14 protein-coding genes are annotated in these 17490 nt (G+C 48.5%); 11 read left to right on the plus strand and 3 right to left on the minus strand.

Translation table 11 applies throughout. From position 1 onward, the window contains the following. Window positions 1-636: 636 nt before the first annotated feature. Entirely contained in the window at window positions 637-3345 is a 2709-nt protein-coding gene (gene acnA, locus AC50YO_RS18690) for an aconitate hydratase AcnA (RefSeq protein WP_494849592.1), read from the minus strand. Between the two features lie 109 nt (window positions 3346-3454). On the opposite strand from acnA, the gene AC50YO_RS18695 reads away from it, so the two are divergent. From AC50YO_RS18695 to AC50YO_RS18720, 6 genes are all read left to right on the plus strand, one after another. Next, a complete protein-coding gene (locus AC50YO_RS18695) occupies window positions 3455-4720 on the plus strand; it encodes an amidase domain-containing protein (RefSeq protein ID WP_494849594.1) in 1266 nt (421 codons plus the stop codon). A 24-nt stretch (window positions 4721-4744) separates the two neighbouring features. Next, window positions 4745-5860 carry a D-alanine--D-alanine ligase gene (locus tag AC50YO_RS18700; protein ID WP_494849596.1) on the plus strand — a complete coding sequence of 372 codons (1116 nt, stop codon included), beginning with the start codon at window positions 4745-4747 and terminating at the stop codon, window positions 5858-5860. 64 nt (window positions 5861-5924) lie between these two features. Continuing rightward, a complete protein-coding gene (locus tag AC50YO_RS18705; RefSeq protein WP_494849598.1) occupies window positions 5925-6242 on the plus strand; it encodes a hypothetical protein in 318 nt (105 codons plus the stop codon). Then, on the plus strand, window positions 6243-7262 hold the full coding sequence (gene uvsE / locus AC50YO_RS18710; RefSeq protein ID WP_494849600.1) for a UV DNA damage repair endonuclease UvsE: 1020 nt from the start codon (window positions 6243-6245) through the stop codon (window positions 7260-7262). It begins immediately after the preceding gene. Between the two features lie 77 nt (window positions 7263-7339). Continuing rightward, window positions 7340-8161, plus strand: a complete 822-nt coding sequence (locus tag AC50YO_RS18715; protein ID WP_494849602.1) for a sulfite exporter TauE/SafE family protein — start codon at window positions 7340-7342, stop codon at window positions 8159-8161. A 101-nt stretch (window positions 8162-8262) separates the two neighbouring features. Further along, the gene (locus AC50YO_RS18720; protein WP_494849603.1) at window positions 8263-9114 is read left to right on the plus strand and encodes an inositol monophosphatase family protein; all 852 of its coding nucleotides are present in this window, start codon (window positions 8263-8265) and stop codon (window positions 9112-9114) included. A gap of 142 nt (window positions 9115-9256) precedes the next feature. Here AC50YO_RS18720 and AC50YO_RS18725 read toward each other — a convergent pair whose 3' ends face one another. Together AC50YO_RS18725 and AC50YO_RS18730 are read right to left on the minus strand one after the other, a co-directional pair. Further along, entirely contained in the window at window positions 9257-10567 is a 1311-nt protein-coding gene (locus tag AC50YO_RS18725; RefSeq protein ID WP_494849607.1) for a glutamate-1-semialdehyde 2,1-aminomutase, read from the minus strand. Window positions 10568-10657: 90 nt separating this feature from the next. Beyond that, window positions 10658-11701 (minus strand): LCP family protein, encoded by a 1044-nt coding sequence (locus AC50YO_RS18730; RefSeq protein ID WP_494849609.1) that lies wholly within the window; start codon window positions 11699-11701, stop codon window positions 10658-10660. Window positions 11702-11945: 244 nt separating this feature from the next. Here AC50YO_RS18730 and AC50YO_RS18735 point away from each other — a divergent pair, with 244 nt between their 5' ends. The 5 genes from AC50YO_RS18735 to AC50YO_RS18755 all read left to right on the plus strand — a co-directional run bounded on the left by AC50YO_RS18735 (window position 11946) and on the right by AC50YO_RS18755 (window position 16822). Further along, a complete protein-coding gene (locus AC50YO_RS18735) occupies window positions 11946-13019 on the plus strand; it encodes an ABC transporter ATP-binding protein (RefSeq protein WP_494849611.1) in 1074 nt (357 codons plus the stop codon). Beyond that, the gene (locus tag AC50YO_RS18740) at window positions 13016-13810 is read left to right on the plus strand and encodes an ABC transporter permease (protein WP_494849613.1); all 795 of its coding nucleotides are present in this window, start codon (window positions 13016-13018) and stop codon (window positions 13808-13810) included. The genes AC50YO_RS18735 and AC50YO_RS18740 overlap by 4 nt, the downstream gene beginning before the upstream one ends. Window positions 13811-13815: 5 nt before the next feature. Further along, on the plus strand, window positions 13816-14607 hold the full coding sequence (locus AC50YO_RS18745; protein WP_494849615.1) for an ABC transporter permease: 792 nt from the start codon (window positions 13816-13818) through the stop codon (window positions 14605-14607). Between the two features lie 37 nt (window positions 14608-14644). Then, the gene (gene bcp, locus AC50YO_RS18750; protein WP_494849616.1) at window positions 14645-15115 is read left to right on the plus strand and encodes a thioredoxin-dependent thiol peroxidase; all 471 of its coding nucleotides are present in this window, start codon (window positions 14645-14647) and stop codon (window positions 15113-15115) included. Window positions 15116-15391: 276 nt separating this feature from the next. After that, complete coding sequence (locus tag AC50YO_RS18755) at window positions 15392-16822, plus strand: serine hydrolase domain-containing protein (protein WP_494849618.1); 1431 nt, start codon at window positions 15392-15394, stop codon at window positions 16820-16822. The last annotated feature ends 668 nt before the right edge of the window (window positions 16823-17490 follow it).

Genomic DNA, 17490 nt, shown 5'->3' on the forward strand with positions numbered 1-17490 from the left:
ACATTTCATCATATTGCTGGCGGCTATTTCCCATGTCACACCTCGACCTTTTAGTTAATTCTATTTTAAAGGTTTTTCCTTATGGTGTGTCCACTATTTAGTTTAATCTCAATACATACTTTATCTAACTCGGAAAGCTGCTTTTAGTGACAACACCTATTTCCCCACCGCGCACTGGGAGCTGCCCGCGGGCTTGTATCATCCTAGCAAACGACATTAATGAGGAAGTCTAATCCCAAAAGGAGTGTCTTAAACGCCACATTTGAAAATTGGAGCCTCCATATTAATTGTTGAGGAAGAAAACCTTGATTTACTTTCGACTAATTGAGATTTGGAACATTGTAGTTGACTGCCAATACGTATCGCCCCACCGCGCGCTGGGAGCTGCGTACAGGCATAATGTTGAGGCTGAATCATATAGGTGTGCGGGCAGATGAATGAGAAAAAAGGTGCACTAAAGCCATAGAAGGTAGAGGAGCTCCTTTCATGCCAAGCCAAAAAGCGCAGGTACTGGACTAATAATGTCCTAGACACTGCGCTTTTTGAAAAGAATCCTAGCTTGCTCATACTCGGTAACGACAAGGCTGTTTTGAACCAGCCCCATTGTTTTACTAGCACAAAAAGGATAGCCGAGCCTTAATTCATCATCTGGCGCAGCACGGTCTGAAGGATGCCTCCATTACGATAATAATCAACGTCAACCATGGAGTCGAGGCGAGCATTCACAACAAACTCGAAGCGGCTGCCATCCTCTCTTACTGCCTGCACGGTTAAGGCTTGACCAGGCTGTACATCATCGCTCAGACCGGTAATGTCGAAGGTCTCAAGGCCGTTAATACCAAGAGTTGTCCAGCTCTGACCTTCTTGGAATTGAAGGGGGAGTACGCCCATGCCAACGAGATTAGCGCGGTGTATACGCTCGAAGCTTTCTGCGATTACGGCTTTGACGCCTAGCAGATAGGTTCCTTTTGCTGCCCAATCACGTGAGCTTCCTGTACCATATTCTTTGCCTGCAATGACGATCAGGTTTTTGCCGTTAGCCTGATACTTCATTGATGCATCGTAGATGGACATCACTTCATTAGTTGGCAAATATGTTGTAACCCCGCCCTCTGTTCCTGGGGCAATCTGATTGCGAATCCGGATATTAGCCAAGGTTCCCCGCATCATAACCTCATGATTGCCGCGGCGTGAGCCATAAGAGTTGAAGTCCAGTCTTTCTACGCCATGCTCCGTTAAATATAAACCTGCGGGGCTGTCGCCCTTAATGTTGCCGGCAGGCGAGATATGGTCAGTAGTTACCGAATCCCCGAGCAAGGCAAGGACACTCGCCGAATGGATATCGGCAATCTCATTCAATCCCTTGTCAATCTTCTCGAAGAAAGGCGGATTCTGAATATAGGTTGAATCGGCATCCCACTCATAAATCTCACCCTCAGGCACTGCAATAGAGTTCCAACGCTCATTCTGCGTGAATACATGGGCGTATTTGTCACGGAACATTTGTGGATTCAGGGCTAGAGCAGTGGCCTCCTGAATTTCTTGGGCCGTAGGCCACAGATCTCGCAGGAATACAGGGCTGTCGCTGCGGTCATAGCCGATTGGTTCACTCGCCAGATCAATATTGACGGTTCCTGCAAGCGCATAAGCGACTACAAGCGGGGGAGAAGCGAGATAGTTTGTTTTTACAAGAGCGTGGACGCGCCCTTCAAAGTTACGATTGCCTGACAGGACAGCAGCGACAGTGAGGTCCTCATTCAACACAGCTTCGGTTACCTCTGGAGGGAGCGGCCCCGAGTTGCCTATGCAAGTGCCGCAGCCATAGCCAGCCAAATAGAAGCCGAGTTTCTCCAAGGGCTTAAGCAAGCCTGCTTTGACTAAATATTCGGTAACGACAAGCGAGCCTGGAGTGAGAGAGGTTTTGACATAGGCAGGCGTTCTTAGACCCCTCTGGACCGCCTTCTTAGCCACGAGTCCGGCACCGAGCATAACGCTTGGGTTGGATGTGTTCGTACAGCTTGTAATGGCAGCAATAACGACTGAGCCTGTTGTCAGCTTGCTGACCTCGCCGTTGTCATGGGTAATGCTTACGGTTTGCTTGATTTTATCCTCAGTCATGCCATAGCCGCCCTTATTCACTGGCGTACGAATAATGGTATTGAAGGCCTCCTTCATGGCAGTCAGCTCTACACGGTCCTGCGGACGCTTCGGCCCTGCAAGGGAAGGGACGATGGTTGAGAGGTCAAGCTCCACTATATCGCTGAATACAGGGTCAGGCGTATCGTCAGTTCGGAACATATCCTGAGCTTTGTAATAAGCTTCTACGAGCTTAATCTGATCTTCCGAGCGGCCTGTTGAACGAAGAAAGTGCAAAGTCTCGCTATCAACGGGAAAATAGCCGATCGTTGCTCCGTACTCAGGTGCCATATTGGCGACAGTCGCACGATCGGGCAAGCTAATATTGGATAGCCCGGAGCCGAAAAATTCTACGAATTTGCCGACGACGCCTTTTTTACGCAAAATTTGGGTCACGGTAAGCGCTAGATCAGTTGCGGTCGAGCCCTCCGCTAGGCTGCCAGTCAGCTTGAAGCCAATGACCTCTGGTGTAACGAAGTAAAGCGGTTGTCCGAGCATGCCGGCCTCAGCTTCAATACCGCCTACCCCCCAGCCGACAATACCAAGGCCGTTGATCATCGTCGTATGGGAGTCGGTACCAACAAGCGAATCGGGGAAGACGATGGTCTCACCATCTATATGTCTGGTTGCAGCTACGGAGGCCAAATATTCCAGATTCACTTGATGAACAATGCCCGTACCTGGTGGAATTGCACGGAAATTATTGAATGCGGTCTGTGCCCATCGCAAAAAACGGTAGCGCTCCTCGTTCCGCTGAAACTCTACTTTAGTGTTGTATTCCAACGATTGAGGAGTGCCGAAGGCATCGACCATGATGGAATGGTCAATAACGAGATCGACCGGAACGAGCGGATTGATCTGCTTCGGATCCCCTCCTGCGTGCTTGACGGTATCCCTCATCGCTGCCAGATCTACAACGACCGGGACACCAGTAAAGTCTTGCAGCACAATTCTGGCAGGAATAAAGGGGATTTCCTTATCCTCACGCCCATCTGCCCATGAAGCAAGCTGCTTGATATGCTCAGCTGTTATTGCATGACCATCGAATTGACGAACCGCTGCTTCCAGCAGCACTTTTATAGAGAAGGGAAGCTTGGATACAGGGCCAAGACCTTGCTCTTCAAGGCCTGCTATTCGGTAATACGCGTAGCTTGAACCGCCTGAGTCAAGGGAAGTATGAACGCCGTATGGATTCTGAAGCTTGGACATAGAATTCAATGATCCTCCTTTAAATAGCGAATAGCTTAGGGAATGTTACATGAAATGAAACTTTCCCTCATATAATGAACCAGCAAATCATGGATTAGGAGGGGTAGCGATGTCTTCGCGATCGGGCAAACAAGGGACGGGAATTTATGCCGCTAAGCAAACCAACCAACCCCTGCTTGGCACATCATCAACAACGCCAACACCGCAGCCGCAGGCCAAGCAGTCGAAGCAGTTAAAACCGCAGGCACAGAAACAAAAACAGCAGTCCCCACGGAATCAACAGTCCCAATCAAAGATGACCTCTTTGCTGCGTTCATCCGATTATGTTCACGAGGGACAGGTCAGGCCAACAGGCTGGAAATCAGCTGTCCATCAATATGTCAGCCTCTACAATCAGGCGGAGACTGAGCAGCATGCTGCCGTTATTGATGGGTTTGTTACAGACAAGGATCATTGCGCAAGACTCGGCACGCGCCTGCTTCGTTTGCGTGAGCGCGATTTGCTTCGCGGCGTATTGCCTTCTCGAGGCGAGACGAAGGCGGAGCTTATTCGGATCAATGAGTCACCGTCCGAGGTATCTGTTCTCATTAAGCTGCATATCAAGCGATTGATGGAGCATGCCGGCCTTTATTATATGGAAGAAAGAACCGAGCTGGAGCGGTTATGGCTCTCCTCCCTCGGTGACTATTGGCAGGTTGTCCGCATTGAGCCCGTCATAGCGGAGAGGCGGCCTCGTTATGGCGGGATCGAACAAACCAGCTGGTCAGAAGAGCAGCAAAATGAGCTGCTTGACAATGATCCTCCTGCGACATCAATGCCCTATCTAAATTATGACCTATTCCCGCAATTCAAACACCGCCAAGCGGGTATTCCTTACAGGAGAGACTTGGCAGCTGCTTATGCGGATGCGCATTGGAATCAGCCAAACCAGTCCTATGAGGAGTTTGAGGTCAATTGTACGAACTACATTTCCCAGTCGATCTTTGCAGGCAATGCTCCGATGAACTATACTGGTAAAAGAGGATCGGGCTGGTGGTATAAAGGCCGTAACGGCGGCCGTGAATGGTGGAGCTACAGTTGGGCGGTATCGAATGCCTTGGCTAATTATTTATCCGCGGAGCGCAAGTCAGGCCTCCGGGCAACGATTGTGCATTCAGCCGAGGAGCTCGAGCTGGGTGACGTTATTACGTATGATTGGAACGGAGATAATCGTTTTGAGCATAGCACGATTGTGACGGCGTTTGATGCCGCAGGCATGCCGCTGGTTAACGCCAATACCGTACCTAGCAGACATCGTTATTGGGATTATCGCGATTCTTATGCATGGACGGAGCAGACCCAATATCGTTTTTTTCATATCGCAGACTTATTATAAATTGATTATACCGGGGGATTGGCTATGGGGAAGAAGATACATGTTGGGCTTATTTATGGAGGCAAGTCAGGGGAGCATGATGTGTCGCTTCAGACCGCATTTGCTGTTACGGGTGAATTCGATTATGCCAAATACGAAATAACACCATTTTATATAACCAAGCTCGGGGAGTGGAGAGTTGGAGAGAAGCTTGCTAGCAAACCTCTTACGGTTGATGTGCTTCGTCTTGAACAGGCGGCCAGTGAAGGAAGCAACGTGCTGCCGCTTGCTCCGTTGTTCGAACGGTTGAACCGCACAGCCTCCGAAGGAAGCAAGGAAAGCCATTCTATTGATGTGGTGTTCCCATTGCTGCATGGGACATTCGGTGAGGATGGTACGATCCAAGGCCTGCTGGAAATCGCTAATATTCCTTATGTTGGGGCTGGAGTTCTAGCCTCGGCAGTTGGCATGGACAAGATTATGATGAAGAAGGTATTCGCGCAGGATGGATTACCGCAATGCGTGTTCCGTTATTTTAACCGCACGCAATGGGAGAAGGACCCTTCTTTCTTTATTATGGAATGTGAGGTTTCACTCGGCTACCCTTGCTTCGTCAAGCCAGCTAATCTTGGTTCAAGCGTAGGGATATCCAAAGCCAAGAATCGCGAGGAGCTTATGGCTGCTATTGAGTATGCTTTCCGTTATGACCGCAAAGTCATCGTTGAAGAATTCGTAGATGCAAGGGAAATTGAAGTAAGTGTACTTGGCAATGATGAGCCTAAAGCATCCGTTCCAGGTGAAATTGCTCCTTCGAATGAATTTTATGATTATAAAGCCAAATATGTGGACGGAAAGTCGACAATGCAAATTCCGGCCAATCTTCCTGAGGGCGTAGCGGAATCGGTTAGGGAGATGGCGGTACGCGCTTTTCTGTCCATTGATGGATCAGGGTTGTCCCGCGTAGATTTCTTCTTGCGCAAATCCAATAATCAGTTATTCATCAATGAAGTAAATACCTTGCCAGGCTTCACCCCGTTCAGTATGTATCCGTTAATGTGGAAGGAAACAGGGCTGCCCTATAGGGATTTGTTGGATAAGCTGATTGAGCTTGCCCAGAAACGTTATACGGACAAACAAAGTATTGATTTTGGCGGCAAATAAGTAACGGAAAATAAGCTTTGGGAGAACGGTGAAATAAAATACAACAAGGAAGGAGGTAGATTACATGGGTTTTGCAACTGAGTTTAATTCCGTATGCAAATTCAAGTCTGAACAGGAACTCTATGAATTGCTTGAATACGGCCGGGGCAAAATGGTGAAGAGCGGATTTCGCGTATACCCTACCGGACAGAAGGTAATTGCCTATACACCTGCCAATCAGGCAATCGCGATTGTACGCATCCTCGCTTCTATTGCCGAAATTAATTTTCAAGGCGAAGAAGTTACACAAGTGGAGATGGAGCTAGTGAGAAAGCTAACAGAAGAAGAGTCTAAGGTGCAGACAGCATTGGCTTACGAAATGTTTTTTGGGGAGCGGGCATAAGTGATTGTTCGTTTCGGCTTTGTTGCGATGAGTGTGCTTTTGGAGAATGCTTCGCCGTCTCGCACGATGACTTTTAAAAATTTTTCCAAACTACTTGATCGAGAAGCGGCGATTCGCAAGCTTGAGCGTATTGCAGAAGATAACCTGCATAGCACTCTGCGCATTATGAAGCATGCTGTTGCGCATGACATTCGAATGTACCGCTTATCCTCCAAGCTAATACCGCTGGCTACGCATGATGCTTTGGCGGATTGGAATCCCTTCGAAGCTTTGGGGCCCTCTTTCAAAGCATTAGGTGCTTTTGTGCAAAAAACCGGGATGAGAGTATCCTTTCACCCTGATCATTTTTGCGTGTTTAGTACTCCAAGGCCAGAGGTGCTTGCCAGTTCAGAGCGAGATCTGAATTATCATATCGCAATGCTGGAAGCAATGGAGCTTCCTGCCACCGTCAAATGCAATATACATATAGGCGGTGCTTATGGGGACAAGCCAACCTCCAAGGCCCGCTTTGTAGAGCAATTTGGCGCTCTGCCGCTGCGTTTAAAGGAGCGGGTGACGCTGGAGAATGACGATAAGACCTTCACAGTGAGAGAGACGCTGGAAGCTGCGGAAGAAGTGGCGGTGCCTATGGTGCTGGACATTCATCATCATGCGGTTAATGATGGCGGGGATGAATCTATGGAGGAGCTGTGTACGCATCTTTGGCCGCGAATTGTTCGTACGTGGAGGGAAGAGGAAATTCGGCTGGGTCTTGCTGAAAACGAGCTGCCTCCGAAGATTCACGCTTCCAGTCCGAAAAGTCTATCCGATCCGAGAGGTCATGCCGACTATGTGGAGGCTGAAACGCTGGTGCAGTTCCTTCGCCAGATTGCAGGCTCTACTTCTAGGTTGGATTGTATGCTGGAAGCCAAGAGCAAGGATGCTGCATTGCTTAAGCTTATGGAGGATCTAAGGGCTATGGAGGCACAAGGGCAAAATATACGTGTCATTGATGAAGGCAGTGTTGAAATTTGGGCATGAATAACACCGCCAAGATTTGTCTTGGCGGTGTTGCTCTGCCAGTATTCTAAAAAAAGAGAAGCGGTGAAGACTAGGCTATGCTGGAGTGGCTATTATTGATGCTGCTAGGTGCAGTTGCAGCTATATTTGGCAGCATTGTAGGGCTTGGCGGGGGAATTATTATCGTTCCTGCCCTTATGCTTCTTGGCCCGCAGCTTACAGGCGGAGCCATTGATCATGCTACCGCAGTCGGAACTTCGTTAACGATGTTGATCGTTACGGCATTAGCTTCTACGATGAGCTATGCCCGTAAGGGACTGGTCGACTTTCGCAGCGGCTGGATGTTCTTCATTACTAGCGGTCCCGCTGCCTTGCTGGGATCAGCGCTAACGGGCAAGTTCCAAGGCGCTGCTTTTTCATTATCCTTCGGTATATTCATGTTGTTAATGGCTGGTCTGCTCATTGCGCGTGATTATATGAAACCGATTACAAAAGAATGGCCAATCCAACGCTCGGTCACCGATTCGACTGGCCGTGTATATACTTACGGTTATGCGCTTGTTCCAGCACTTTCGATTGGGTTTGGCGTAGGCCTTATATCAGGGCTGTTCGGTATTGGAGGGGGCTCGCTGTTCGTACCGTTAATGGTATTATTATTCCGCTTTCCTCCGCATACGGCGACAGCGACGTCGATGTTCGTTATTTTCCTTTCTTCTTTATTAGGCAGCGGAATGCATGGTTGGTTGGGAGAAATCAATTATTGGCTAGTATTGGCATTGATTCCAGGAGCATGGATTGGAGGCAGGCTTGGTGCTAAGATTGCTGGCAGAATGAGCGGCAAGGGCTTGCTATGGCTGCTCAGGCTTACGCTTCTTGCCTTGTCTTGCCAGCTTATCATTCAAGGCTGGATGGAAATTTAAGTGCCTTGTAATAAGATAGTGGGAACTTATGAGAGAGCTTAAGCGTATAGAACTAGATCATAAGCGATTCATAATTATAATAGAGAGTTGAGTGATGGTCTGTGAGTGAAAAGAATACTTTCGTCGTTGGCGGAAAAAGCTTCACTGCCGTTGCCATAAACTGTGCGGCCAAAGCCGGAGAGTGGATTAAGACGAAGCTAGGAAACTATGAGAAGCTAGATATGAAACATTCCTCGCATGATCTGGTAACAGAGATTGATAAAGGCTCTGAGGTGCTGATCAAGCGATTAATACAAACCCATTTTCCTCATCATTCTTTCCTTGGTGAGGAAGGGGTTGAGCCAGGACCTGAGGCTGCGACCCGTGCGCTTGCTGAAGTCCGTGAAGAAGAATATTTATGGATTGTCGATCCGATTGACGGGACGACCAATTTCGTTCATGGCTTTCCGTTTTTCGTGGTATCCATTGCTCTTGCTTATAAGGGAGAGGTCATCCTAGGGGTGGTCTATGATCCAATGCGGGATGAGCTATTCCTTGCGGAGAAAGGCAAAGGGGCTTATGTCCATGGCAAACGGATGAATGTATCCGCCGAACTGGAGCTTAAGCAGGGATTAATCGCCACAGGCTTCCCAACCGACCAGCAATATGCGCTGCCGCTGAACATGAAGGGCCTGCAGGCTCTTGCTCCACAGGTGCGCAACATTCGCTCAGGCGGCTCTGCCGCCCTTCATCTAGCCTATGTAGCGGCCGGGAGGCTCAGCGGGTTCTGGGAGATTGGGCTGAATAGCTGGGATCTGGCAGCAGGGGCGCTGTTGGTACAGGAATCCGGCGGCAACGTGACCGATACATTAGGCAAGCCATACGATTTAGGCGTACGTAACGTTGTGGCTTCCAATGGGACTATCCATCAGCCATTGCTTGATGCTCTAACTCAAGCAGATGCTGTGAAGTAGCACCGGTGGATTGTTTGACGTAATCCGTAGTATTTGAAACTAAGAAGAACCTTCAAAACCGCTATGAAAGCGGATCTGAAGGTTCTTTTAGTTAGACAATTTTCTTGAAAATAGGTCTGACAGGAATCAAACCTTTTGGACGTTACAGTTTGGAGAAGGCATAGTCCGCTGCTGCAAGAGTCGCTTCAATATCTGCTTCCGTATGAGCGGTAGTCAAGAACCAAGCCTCATATTTGGAAGGGGCCAAATTAATTCCCTGATCGAGCATAAGCTTGAAGAATCGGCCGAACATCTCGCCATCGGTATCCTGTGCATGGTCATAGTTGGTTACGGGATGGTCGCAGAAGTGGGCGGAGAAGGACCCGCGAATCTGATTGATGGTCAGCTTAACGCCATGACGATCGGCTGTCGCTTGCAGGCCATTAGCTAGTGTAGTGGCGAGCGCATTCATGCGATCATAGACACCGGCTTCTTGAAGCACTTCAAGGCAAGCAATACCAGCTGAGATAGATGCCGGGTTGCCTGCCATCGTACCAGCTTGATAAGCAGGGCCTAGCGGAGCAACCTGCTCCATGATCTCTTTGCGTCCGCCATAAGCACCGATTGGAAGGCCGCCGCCAATAACTTTGCCAAGCGCCGTCAAGTCAGGCTCAATCGCCTGATGATCCGGGAACACATCCATCGTCTGAGTTGAACCATAGTGGAAGCGGAAGGCTGTAATCACTTCATCATAGATGACAAGCGCCCCTGCAGCGCGGGTAAGCTCACAAAGGCCTTCGAGGAAGCCTGCCTCTGGCATAACCATACCGAAATTGCCAACGATCGGCTCAACCATTACAGCTGCTGTATCGTCTCCCCAACGCTCCAAGGCTTGCTTCAGCGCATCCAGATCGTTGAAGGGCACCGTTATAACCTCTTGGGCGATGCTCGTAGGAATACCGGCGCTATCAGGTATGCCAAGCGTAGACGGACCAGACCCGGCAGCAACGAGCACTAGATCAGAATGGCCATGATAGCAGCCAGCGAACTTGATGATTTTGTTGCGTTTCGTATAGGCACGAGCGACACGAATTGTCGTCATGACTGCCTCAGTCCCGGAGTTCACAAAGCGAACTTTATCCATTGATGGGATAGCTTCCTTAAGCATGCGTGCGAGCTTAATCTCCAGCTCTGTAGGCGTGCCATAGAGGGTGCCATTCTGAGCTGCTCTAATAATCGCTTCTGTAATATGCGGATGGGCATGACCCGTGATGATGGGACCGTAGGCCGCCAAATAATCGATGTAGCGGTTGTCATCGACATCCCAGAAGTAGGCGCCTTCGGCTCGTTTCATAAAGACGGGCGCACCGCCTCCAACGGCTTTGAAAGAACGGGAGGGGCTGTTGACGCCTCCAACAATATGCTCAAGTGCTTCTTGATAAAGTGCTTCAGAACGTGTACGTTGCATGATCATCGTAATGAACCTCCTATTGATGTTGTCTGCATTATTTTTAGTGTCAAAAACGGCTTCATTCCGATAACGGAATGAAGCCGCAACAAACGTTTATTGCGCTGTTGTCTCACTTGTAACGCTGTCAGCAGTAGCTGCTGGCGTTTCGGATGGATCTGGAACCGTCTCATCGGCTTCGAGCGTAGTTTTGACGAACTCAAGCAGCTCCTCAGGGTTGCGGACGGTTAATACCGATGCCCCGCCAACCTTCTCATCCGCGATCATGTCCATTGGAGGAACTTGTGCCGTCCCGCCTACACGGCTCTCAACACCGAGTTGTCCAAGCTTGAGCATGTCACCAACCGATAGGTTCGTCTCAACATAAGGCGATACGCTCTCAAGAATTTCTTTCATTTTGATAATATTCCAAGTGGATTGCAGTTCCTTGGCAACAACCTTTAGAAATTCACGCTGCCGCTCAGTACGGGTGAAGTCACTCATTGCATCATGGCGGAAGCGGACATATTGCAATGCCTTATCACCATCAAGCAGCTGGTAGCCTTTCTTGAGGTTGATGTCATAGCGATTCTCATCCGCATTATCCGTGTAGTGCATATCTTTCTCGACATCGAAATATACGCCGCCAATGGTGTCAATTAATGCCTTGAATCCTTCAAAATCCGTGTACACATAATATTGGATATCAAGTCCTAACAATTCACCCACCGTTTTCATTGCCAGATCCGGTCCGCCAAGGGTAATTGCGGTATTAATACGCCCGCGTCCATGGCCTTCAATCTTTACGTAGGTGTCACGCAAAACCGAGAATAAATGAGCTTTCTTCGTAATTGGATCAAAGGAAGCGATAAGCAAAGAGTCCGAACGGGGAACCTGTCCTTCGTCTACGCCACGAGCATCCCCGCCCAGCAATAGAATATTTACGCGTTCGGTACCTTCCCATTTGGGAGCCTCAAGCTCTGGCTTTTCCTCGAATTGACCGAAGCGTGATTCTTCCTTAGGCTTGCTGTAATTATCTAATGCTTTATATACACCTGTGCCCCAATATACTGCGAAGACGATACTGATGCCTAGTAGTACGAGGAAGCTGGTTAATAGCCATTTCCAGGTTTTTGATTTTTTCTTCGGTTGTTTGCGCATTTCTTTAATAGTGCTCCTTTCAGCAACTACATCTTATTAAGTTATATTTCCTTTGTACAATAGTTATATCCGCCTCTGGCAAAGACAGACGTTTACGCATTACAATAACTATTGTAGTATTACATATCATAAAATTATAAAGCGGAACGTCATGTGGAAGCAAGTTTTATCGTTTTAACTGGAAAACGATCACAATTTCCCGGGAAATGTCGACCGTATGCACGGAGAGGGGTTAACAGACAGCATGCTTGCAATAGATGTGAAAGATCTGCGAAAGCAGTTTAAAGTACAGAAGAATCGCGAGGGATTATCGGGTGCGCTGAAGGACTTGTTCAAACGAGAGTATAACGAGATCCGGGCAGTCAAAGATATCTCATTCCAAATTCCGCAGGGCGAAATTTGCGGCTATATTGGAGAGAATGGGGCAGGCAAATCCACGACTATCAAAATGCTGACAGGAATTCTCGTACCAACCTCGGGCACTTTGAAGGTGAACGGCTACGTTCCTTACAAGGAACGTGAGAAGTTCGTGGGCGGGATCGGAGTCGTGTTTGGACAGCGTTCGCAGCTATGGTGGGATATCGGGGTCATTGAGTCCTTTCAGCTGCTACGCAAAGTGTATGGGGTATCTGAGGTGGATTTCCGCAAGCGGCTGAATAATTTGATTGAGCGTCTGGACCTTGGAGAGCTGCTGAATCGTCCTGTTCGTAAGCTTAGCCTTGGCCAGCGCATGCGCTGTGAGTTGGTAGCATCCTTGCTCCATAATCCAGCTATTCTGTTTCTGGATGAGCCGACAATCGGCCTTGATATTGTTGTTAAGACGGCTATTCGTGAATTTCTGACAGATTTGAACAAAGAAGAGGGTACGACGATTCTGCTGACGACGCATGACTTGCAGGATATCGAAGCGTTATGCTCCCGTGTCATTATGCTGGATGATGGCCGCATTATCTATGATGGCGGGCTTGAGGATCTGAAGAGCAGATGGAGCAAGGGCCGCGAGGTGCAATTCCAATTCGGCCAACAGACGCCAATTGGCAGGCTGGAGCATTTGACCAGCGGGCTGGATGTAACTTGGAAAATGGACAGCGACCTCAGCGCTACGATGTGGCTGCCGCATTCGATTAATGTGTCGGATGCGCTCGGGCTTGTGGTCGGAGGAGCCGATATCCGCGACATCAAGATTATTGAGACGAATACAGACGAAATTGTTCGAGAAATTTATAAGTCCGGTTCTGCCACGGCAACGATGGCTGCTTCTATTCGCCCGGTTGATGAGGAAGCCGAAGATAAGGCCAAGGAGACATCTGTACGATGATGAGTGCTTATTTGGACTTTATTCGTATTCGTTTCTTGACCATGCTGGCTTATCGTGTCAATTATTACAGCGGCATTATTATTTATGCAATTAATATTGGCGCTTACTATTTTCTATGGAAAGCGATCTATGGATCGCAGGAAGAATTGGCTGGCTTCACGTTGGCACAAATGACAACCTATGTGGCCGTTTCGTGGATGGCTCGTGCCTTTTATTTCAACAACCTAGATCGTGAGATTGCCAATGATATTCGGGATGGCAGCATCGCGATGCAGTTAATTCGGCCATATTCCTATTTGCTCGTTAAGATGATGCAGGGGTTCGGTGAAGGACTGTTCCGCATGCTTCTATTCATGGTGCCGGGTATGGTCATCGTATGCCTGATCTTTCCGGTCACGCTGCCTTCTGATCCAGCAACTTGGGCAGTCTATCTGGTCATGCTGTTGTTCAGTTTCCTTATTAATTCCCAAATCAACATATTGACGGGACTGTTCGCCTTCTTCGTGGAAAACAATGAAGGCATGATGCGGATGAAGCGTGTTCTCGTTGATTTGTTCTCGGGTGTTCTTATTCCGATCGCTTTTTTCCCAGGCTGGCTGGAGATGATTATGAAATGGCTGCCATTTCAAGCGATTACGTATTTGCCAAGTGCTGTTTTTACGGGACGGACCCCGCTTCATGAAGCATTTGGTCTAATGGGTCTGCAGGCGGCCTGGTTCTCCATCCTGCTTGTTCCAATCTGGTTTACCTGGCGGGCGGCGCGTAAGCGGCTGTTCGTGCAAGGAGGTTAATAGCAATGATCTACGCAGTATTGTTCTGGGAATATCTCAAAAACTATGCAAAAACAAGACTAACCTACCGAGCAGACTTCTGGGTAGAGGTCATCTCTGATATGCTGTTCCAAGGGATGAACCTGATCTTCATCCTTGTCGTATTCCAGCATACGTCATCGCTTGGCGGCTGGTCAGAGGCTGAGGTTGTGTTCGTATATGGCTTCTTTATGATCCCGTATGGTCTATTCGCGACGTTCTTCAACGTATGGAATTTCAGTGAACGCTATATCGTCAAAGGGGAAATGGATCGTGTTCTGACACGACCGGCACATAGCCTATTTCAGGTGCTCCTTGAGAACGTTGACCCGCCATCTTTAATTGGCTCCTTAGTCGGCGGAATCATTATGGCAACTAGCTGGTCACAGCTTGGCCTGCCGTTCCATTGGTACGATCCGTTCGTGCTTGCGCTATTCGTGGCAGGAGCGGTGCTTGTCTATGCAGGAATCTATACGGCTTTGTCGGCTATTTCCTTCTACTCAGACGCACCAACGGGTATCGTGCCGCTGATCTACAACATTCAGAACTATGGACGGTACCCCGTTAATATTTATAACAAAACGATTCGTTTTCTTCTAACTTGGATATTGCCATTCGCGTTTGTCGGCGTTATACCGGCTTCTTATTTCCTGGCGGAGAAGACCGATGATCTGTCTAAGCTGGCTATGTTGACCCCTGTAGTTGGGGTTGTCGTATTCACATTAGGGCTTCTATTATGGAATAATGGGGTAAAACGTTATAGAGGTGCGGGTTCGTAGCCTGTACAGCTATTCGTTTGTGAAAGGGGGAATGGCGATGACGACGATGATGATAGGGCAGGAAGTGCCCGACTTCACATTGCCAGCCTCTGATGGGACGCAGGTTAAGCTAAGTGACTATCGGGGCAGTAAAGTTATTATTTATTTTTATCCAAAGGATAGTACGCCTGCTTGTACACAGCAAGCCTGCGATTTCCGTGATGCGAATGAAGCATTGGCAGGTCATGGCGCAGTTGTACTCGGGATTAGCCCTGATCCGGTCAAATCGCATGTGCGATTCATCGGCAAGCAAGAGCTGCCGTTCCTATTGCTGTCGGACGAGCAGCATGAGGTCAGCGAGCTGTATGGCGTGTGGCAGTTGAAGAAGCTGTACGGCAAAGAATATATGGGCGTTGTACGCTCTACTTTTCTAATTGATGAGCAAGGGAAGCTTGCTCACGAATGGCGTAAAGTTAAAGTGAAGGGCCATGTGCAGCAAGTGCTGGATGTAATTGACGGAAGTAAATAAATACGTTATGTGTTAGCTGCCCACAGGCCTCGGCTTGTGGGCAGCTTTTTTTTCTTGTGAGGGTGAAGAGCAGCGAAAGGATGCTTTTTTTGGCAGAGGCTACTAGTTTATGAGGCGCAGCATTCCATGGGAGGCTGTTTTTTATGGGGAAGAAATAAAAAGTAGTTTATGTTCTGATTGATACGGGTAATAGACAGAATGAGGTCAAAATTGCACAGTGCTTTCTTCAAAGTCATAATAGAGGAGGAGCTACTAAATGGGGAGGTTGGTTTGTCAATGAAAAAACGGACAACAAGAGTACAACAGCTGGCTGACGGCCTGCGAACCATAGTAGGTCTGGCGATCGTTATTATGGTTGCGATGGCGGGCAGTACGGTGGAGGCTAGCGGCAGTAGAGCGGCTGATAAAGCGATAATAGTGAAGGTGAACGGGAAGCAGACGATTTGGAGTACGCAGCCTTTCGTTCAAGGAGGCACGACCTTCATTCCACTGCGTGAAGCGGCGAAGGCGCTGGGCGGGAACGTATCATGGAGCAATTCGACGGGAACAGCAACGATCCGTCTTCATGGAGATACGATTACGCATCGGGCAGGCACGTCTGCGCTAAGTGCGGAGGGCCATCTTTTGGCTATGACAGCCAAATCGCGAACTGTCCAAGGAACGTTGATGGTACCGGCTCGCTCATTAGGGGACTCGTTAAAGGCATCCCTACGAATTGCGAATACCTCCAAGGCAATGACTATTGATCTGGATGCAGATCCTATTACTTATTTTTCTCAAAAAATGACCGCAGTTGATCGATATTTGAAAGAGCAGGCTTATTCAGGAATGGCGCTTGTTGCTAAAGACGGCGATCTTTGGCTGCGAAAAGGCTATGGATTATCCAGCAGCACGAAGCTGAATCGTCCGGACGCCAAGTCGCGGATTGCCTCGATAACGAAGTCATTCACAGCGGCCTCGATTATGAAGCTGGAGGAAGAGGGCAAGCTGAGTCTGAATGATCCTGTGTCAGACTATATAGCTGGAATTCCTAGGGGCAGTGAAATTACATTACATATGCTAATGTCGCATACATCGGGACTTCCCTCCGAATTTAGTCGGGACAAGCCACGTACAATAGAGGAAACCGTTGCCGAGATTCGGACGAAAAAGCTAGAATTTGAGCCGGGGGCGGCTTATAAATACAGCAATAATGGCTATGTGCTGCTCGCCTATATTATTGAGCAGCTATCTGGGCAGAGCTATGAGGATTATGTAGCTGATCATTTGCTGCAAGCTGCAGGCATGAGAAGCTCAGGAACTGCAACCCCTGCAACATTAACGAATCAAGGATATCTATTAAAAAATGGGCAGTGGATCAAAGCCCCTTATTATAGATCCCAATCAGGAGCGGGCACGTTATATTCCACCGTTGATGATCTGTTGAGATGGGATCGTCTCCTAGCGTCCAAGCGATTATTGAGCCAGGCTTCACTAGACGCTATGTATACCCCCTATTCAGAGAAAGGCTACGGGTATGGCTGGATCGTAAGTCCGCAGAGCAGCGAGGGGAATAAGACGGTCTATCACAATGGCAGTGGCAGCGGCTATTCTACCGGAATGTCACGGAATCTTGGCAATGGGGTTGTCGTGATTCTACTAGGCAATCATGCTGGTATGGATACAGCAGGGATGATGGAACGTATTCAGACATTAGCGGAGAAGTAACAGGTTCGAGCAGGCTGTCTGTCTGCATCGCGTACAGTTCACAGCGCGTGGTGGGGCGATAAATGTTGAGTGGATAGTTTGTATGAAAGCTCTGTAGGTTGAGCTGCGCGGTTCTTTCGGTCGATGCCTACCGTTTGCCGAATAGGGGAGGTTTATAACGGAACGCAGATCCGTTATATCGGTCTGAAGAGTGATGTAGGCTAGAATAGCGGAATGGAGTTCTGCTAATTCTGGGAAATGAGCAGAAAAGGGAGCACTTTCGATAATTTGCGGAACGCAGATCCGTTATATACGGCTGAACAGTGATGTAGGCTAGAATAGCGGAATGGAGTTCCGTTATTCTGTAGCAATAGGGGGCTAGAGGAGCGACCTCGCCAAGAGAGAGGCAGCAACTTCAATTTCTGCAACAGTAATGAGCAAAAAGGGCGACAACATATTCGGTAATTTTAGAGGAATACAGACTAGCTGCTTCCTCTGAAGCGATCCTCAATAAATTAGAGAAATGGTAGATTCAAAAGACTGTGCGAAGTATGACTAGCATAGTCTTTTTTTATTAGCTGCGCCACTAAGGAGCAGAACGATCCTCCGTACTTCTGTGCCATAGTCCGCGTAATCGGAATTCTGTTACATTTAATTAGGCGGGGAAAGATTTTGTCATTTGCTAGATT

It is taken from the genome of Paenibacillus sp. J22P59 (genome assembly GCF_059383895.1).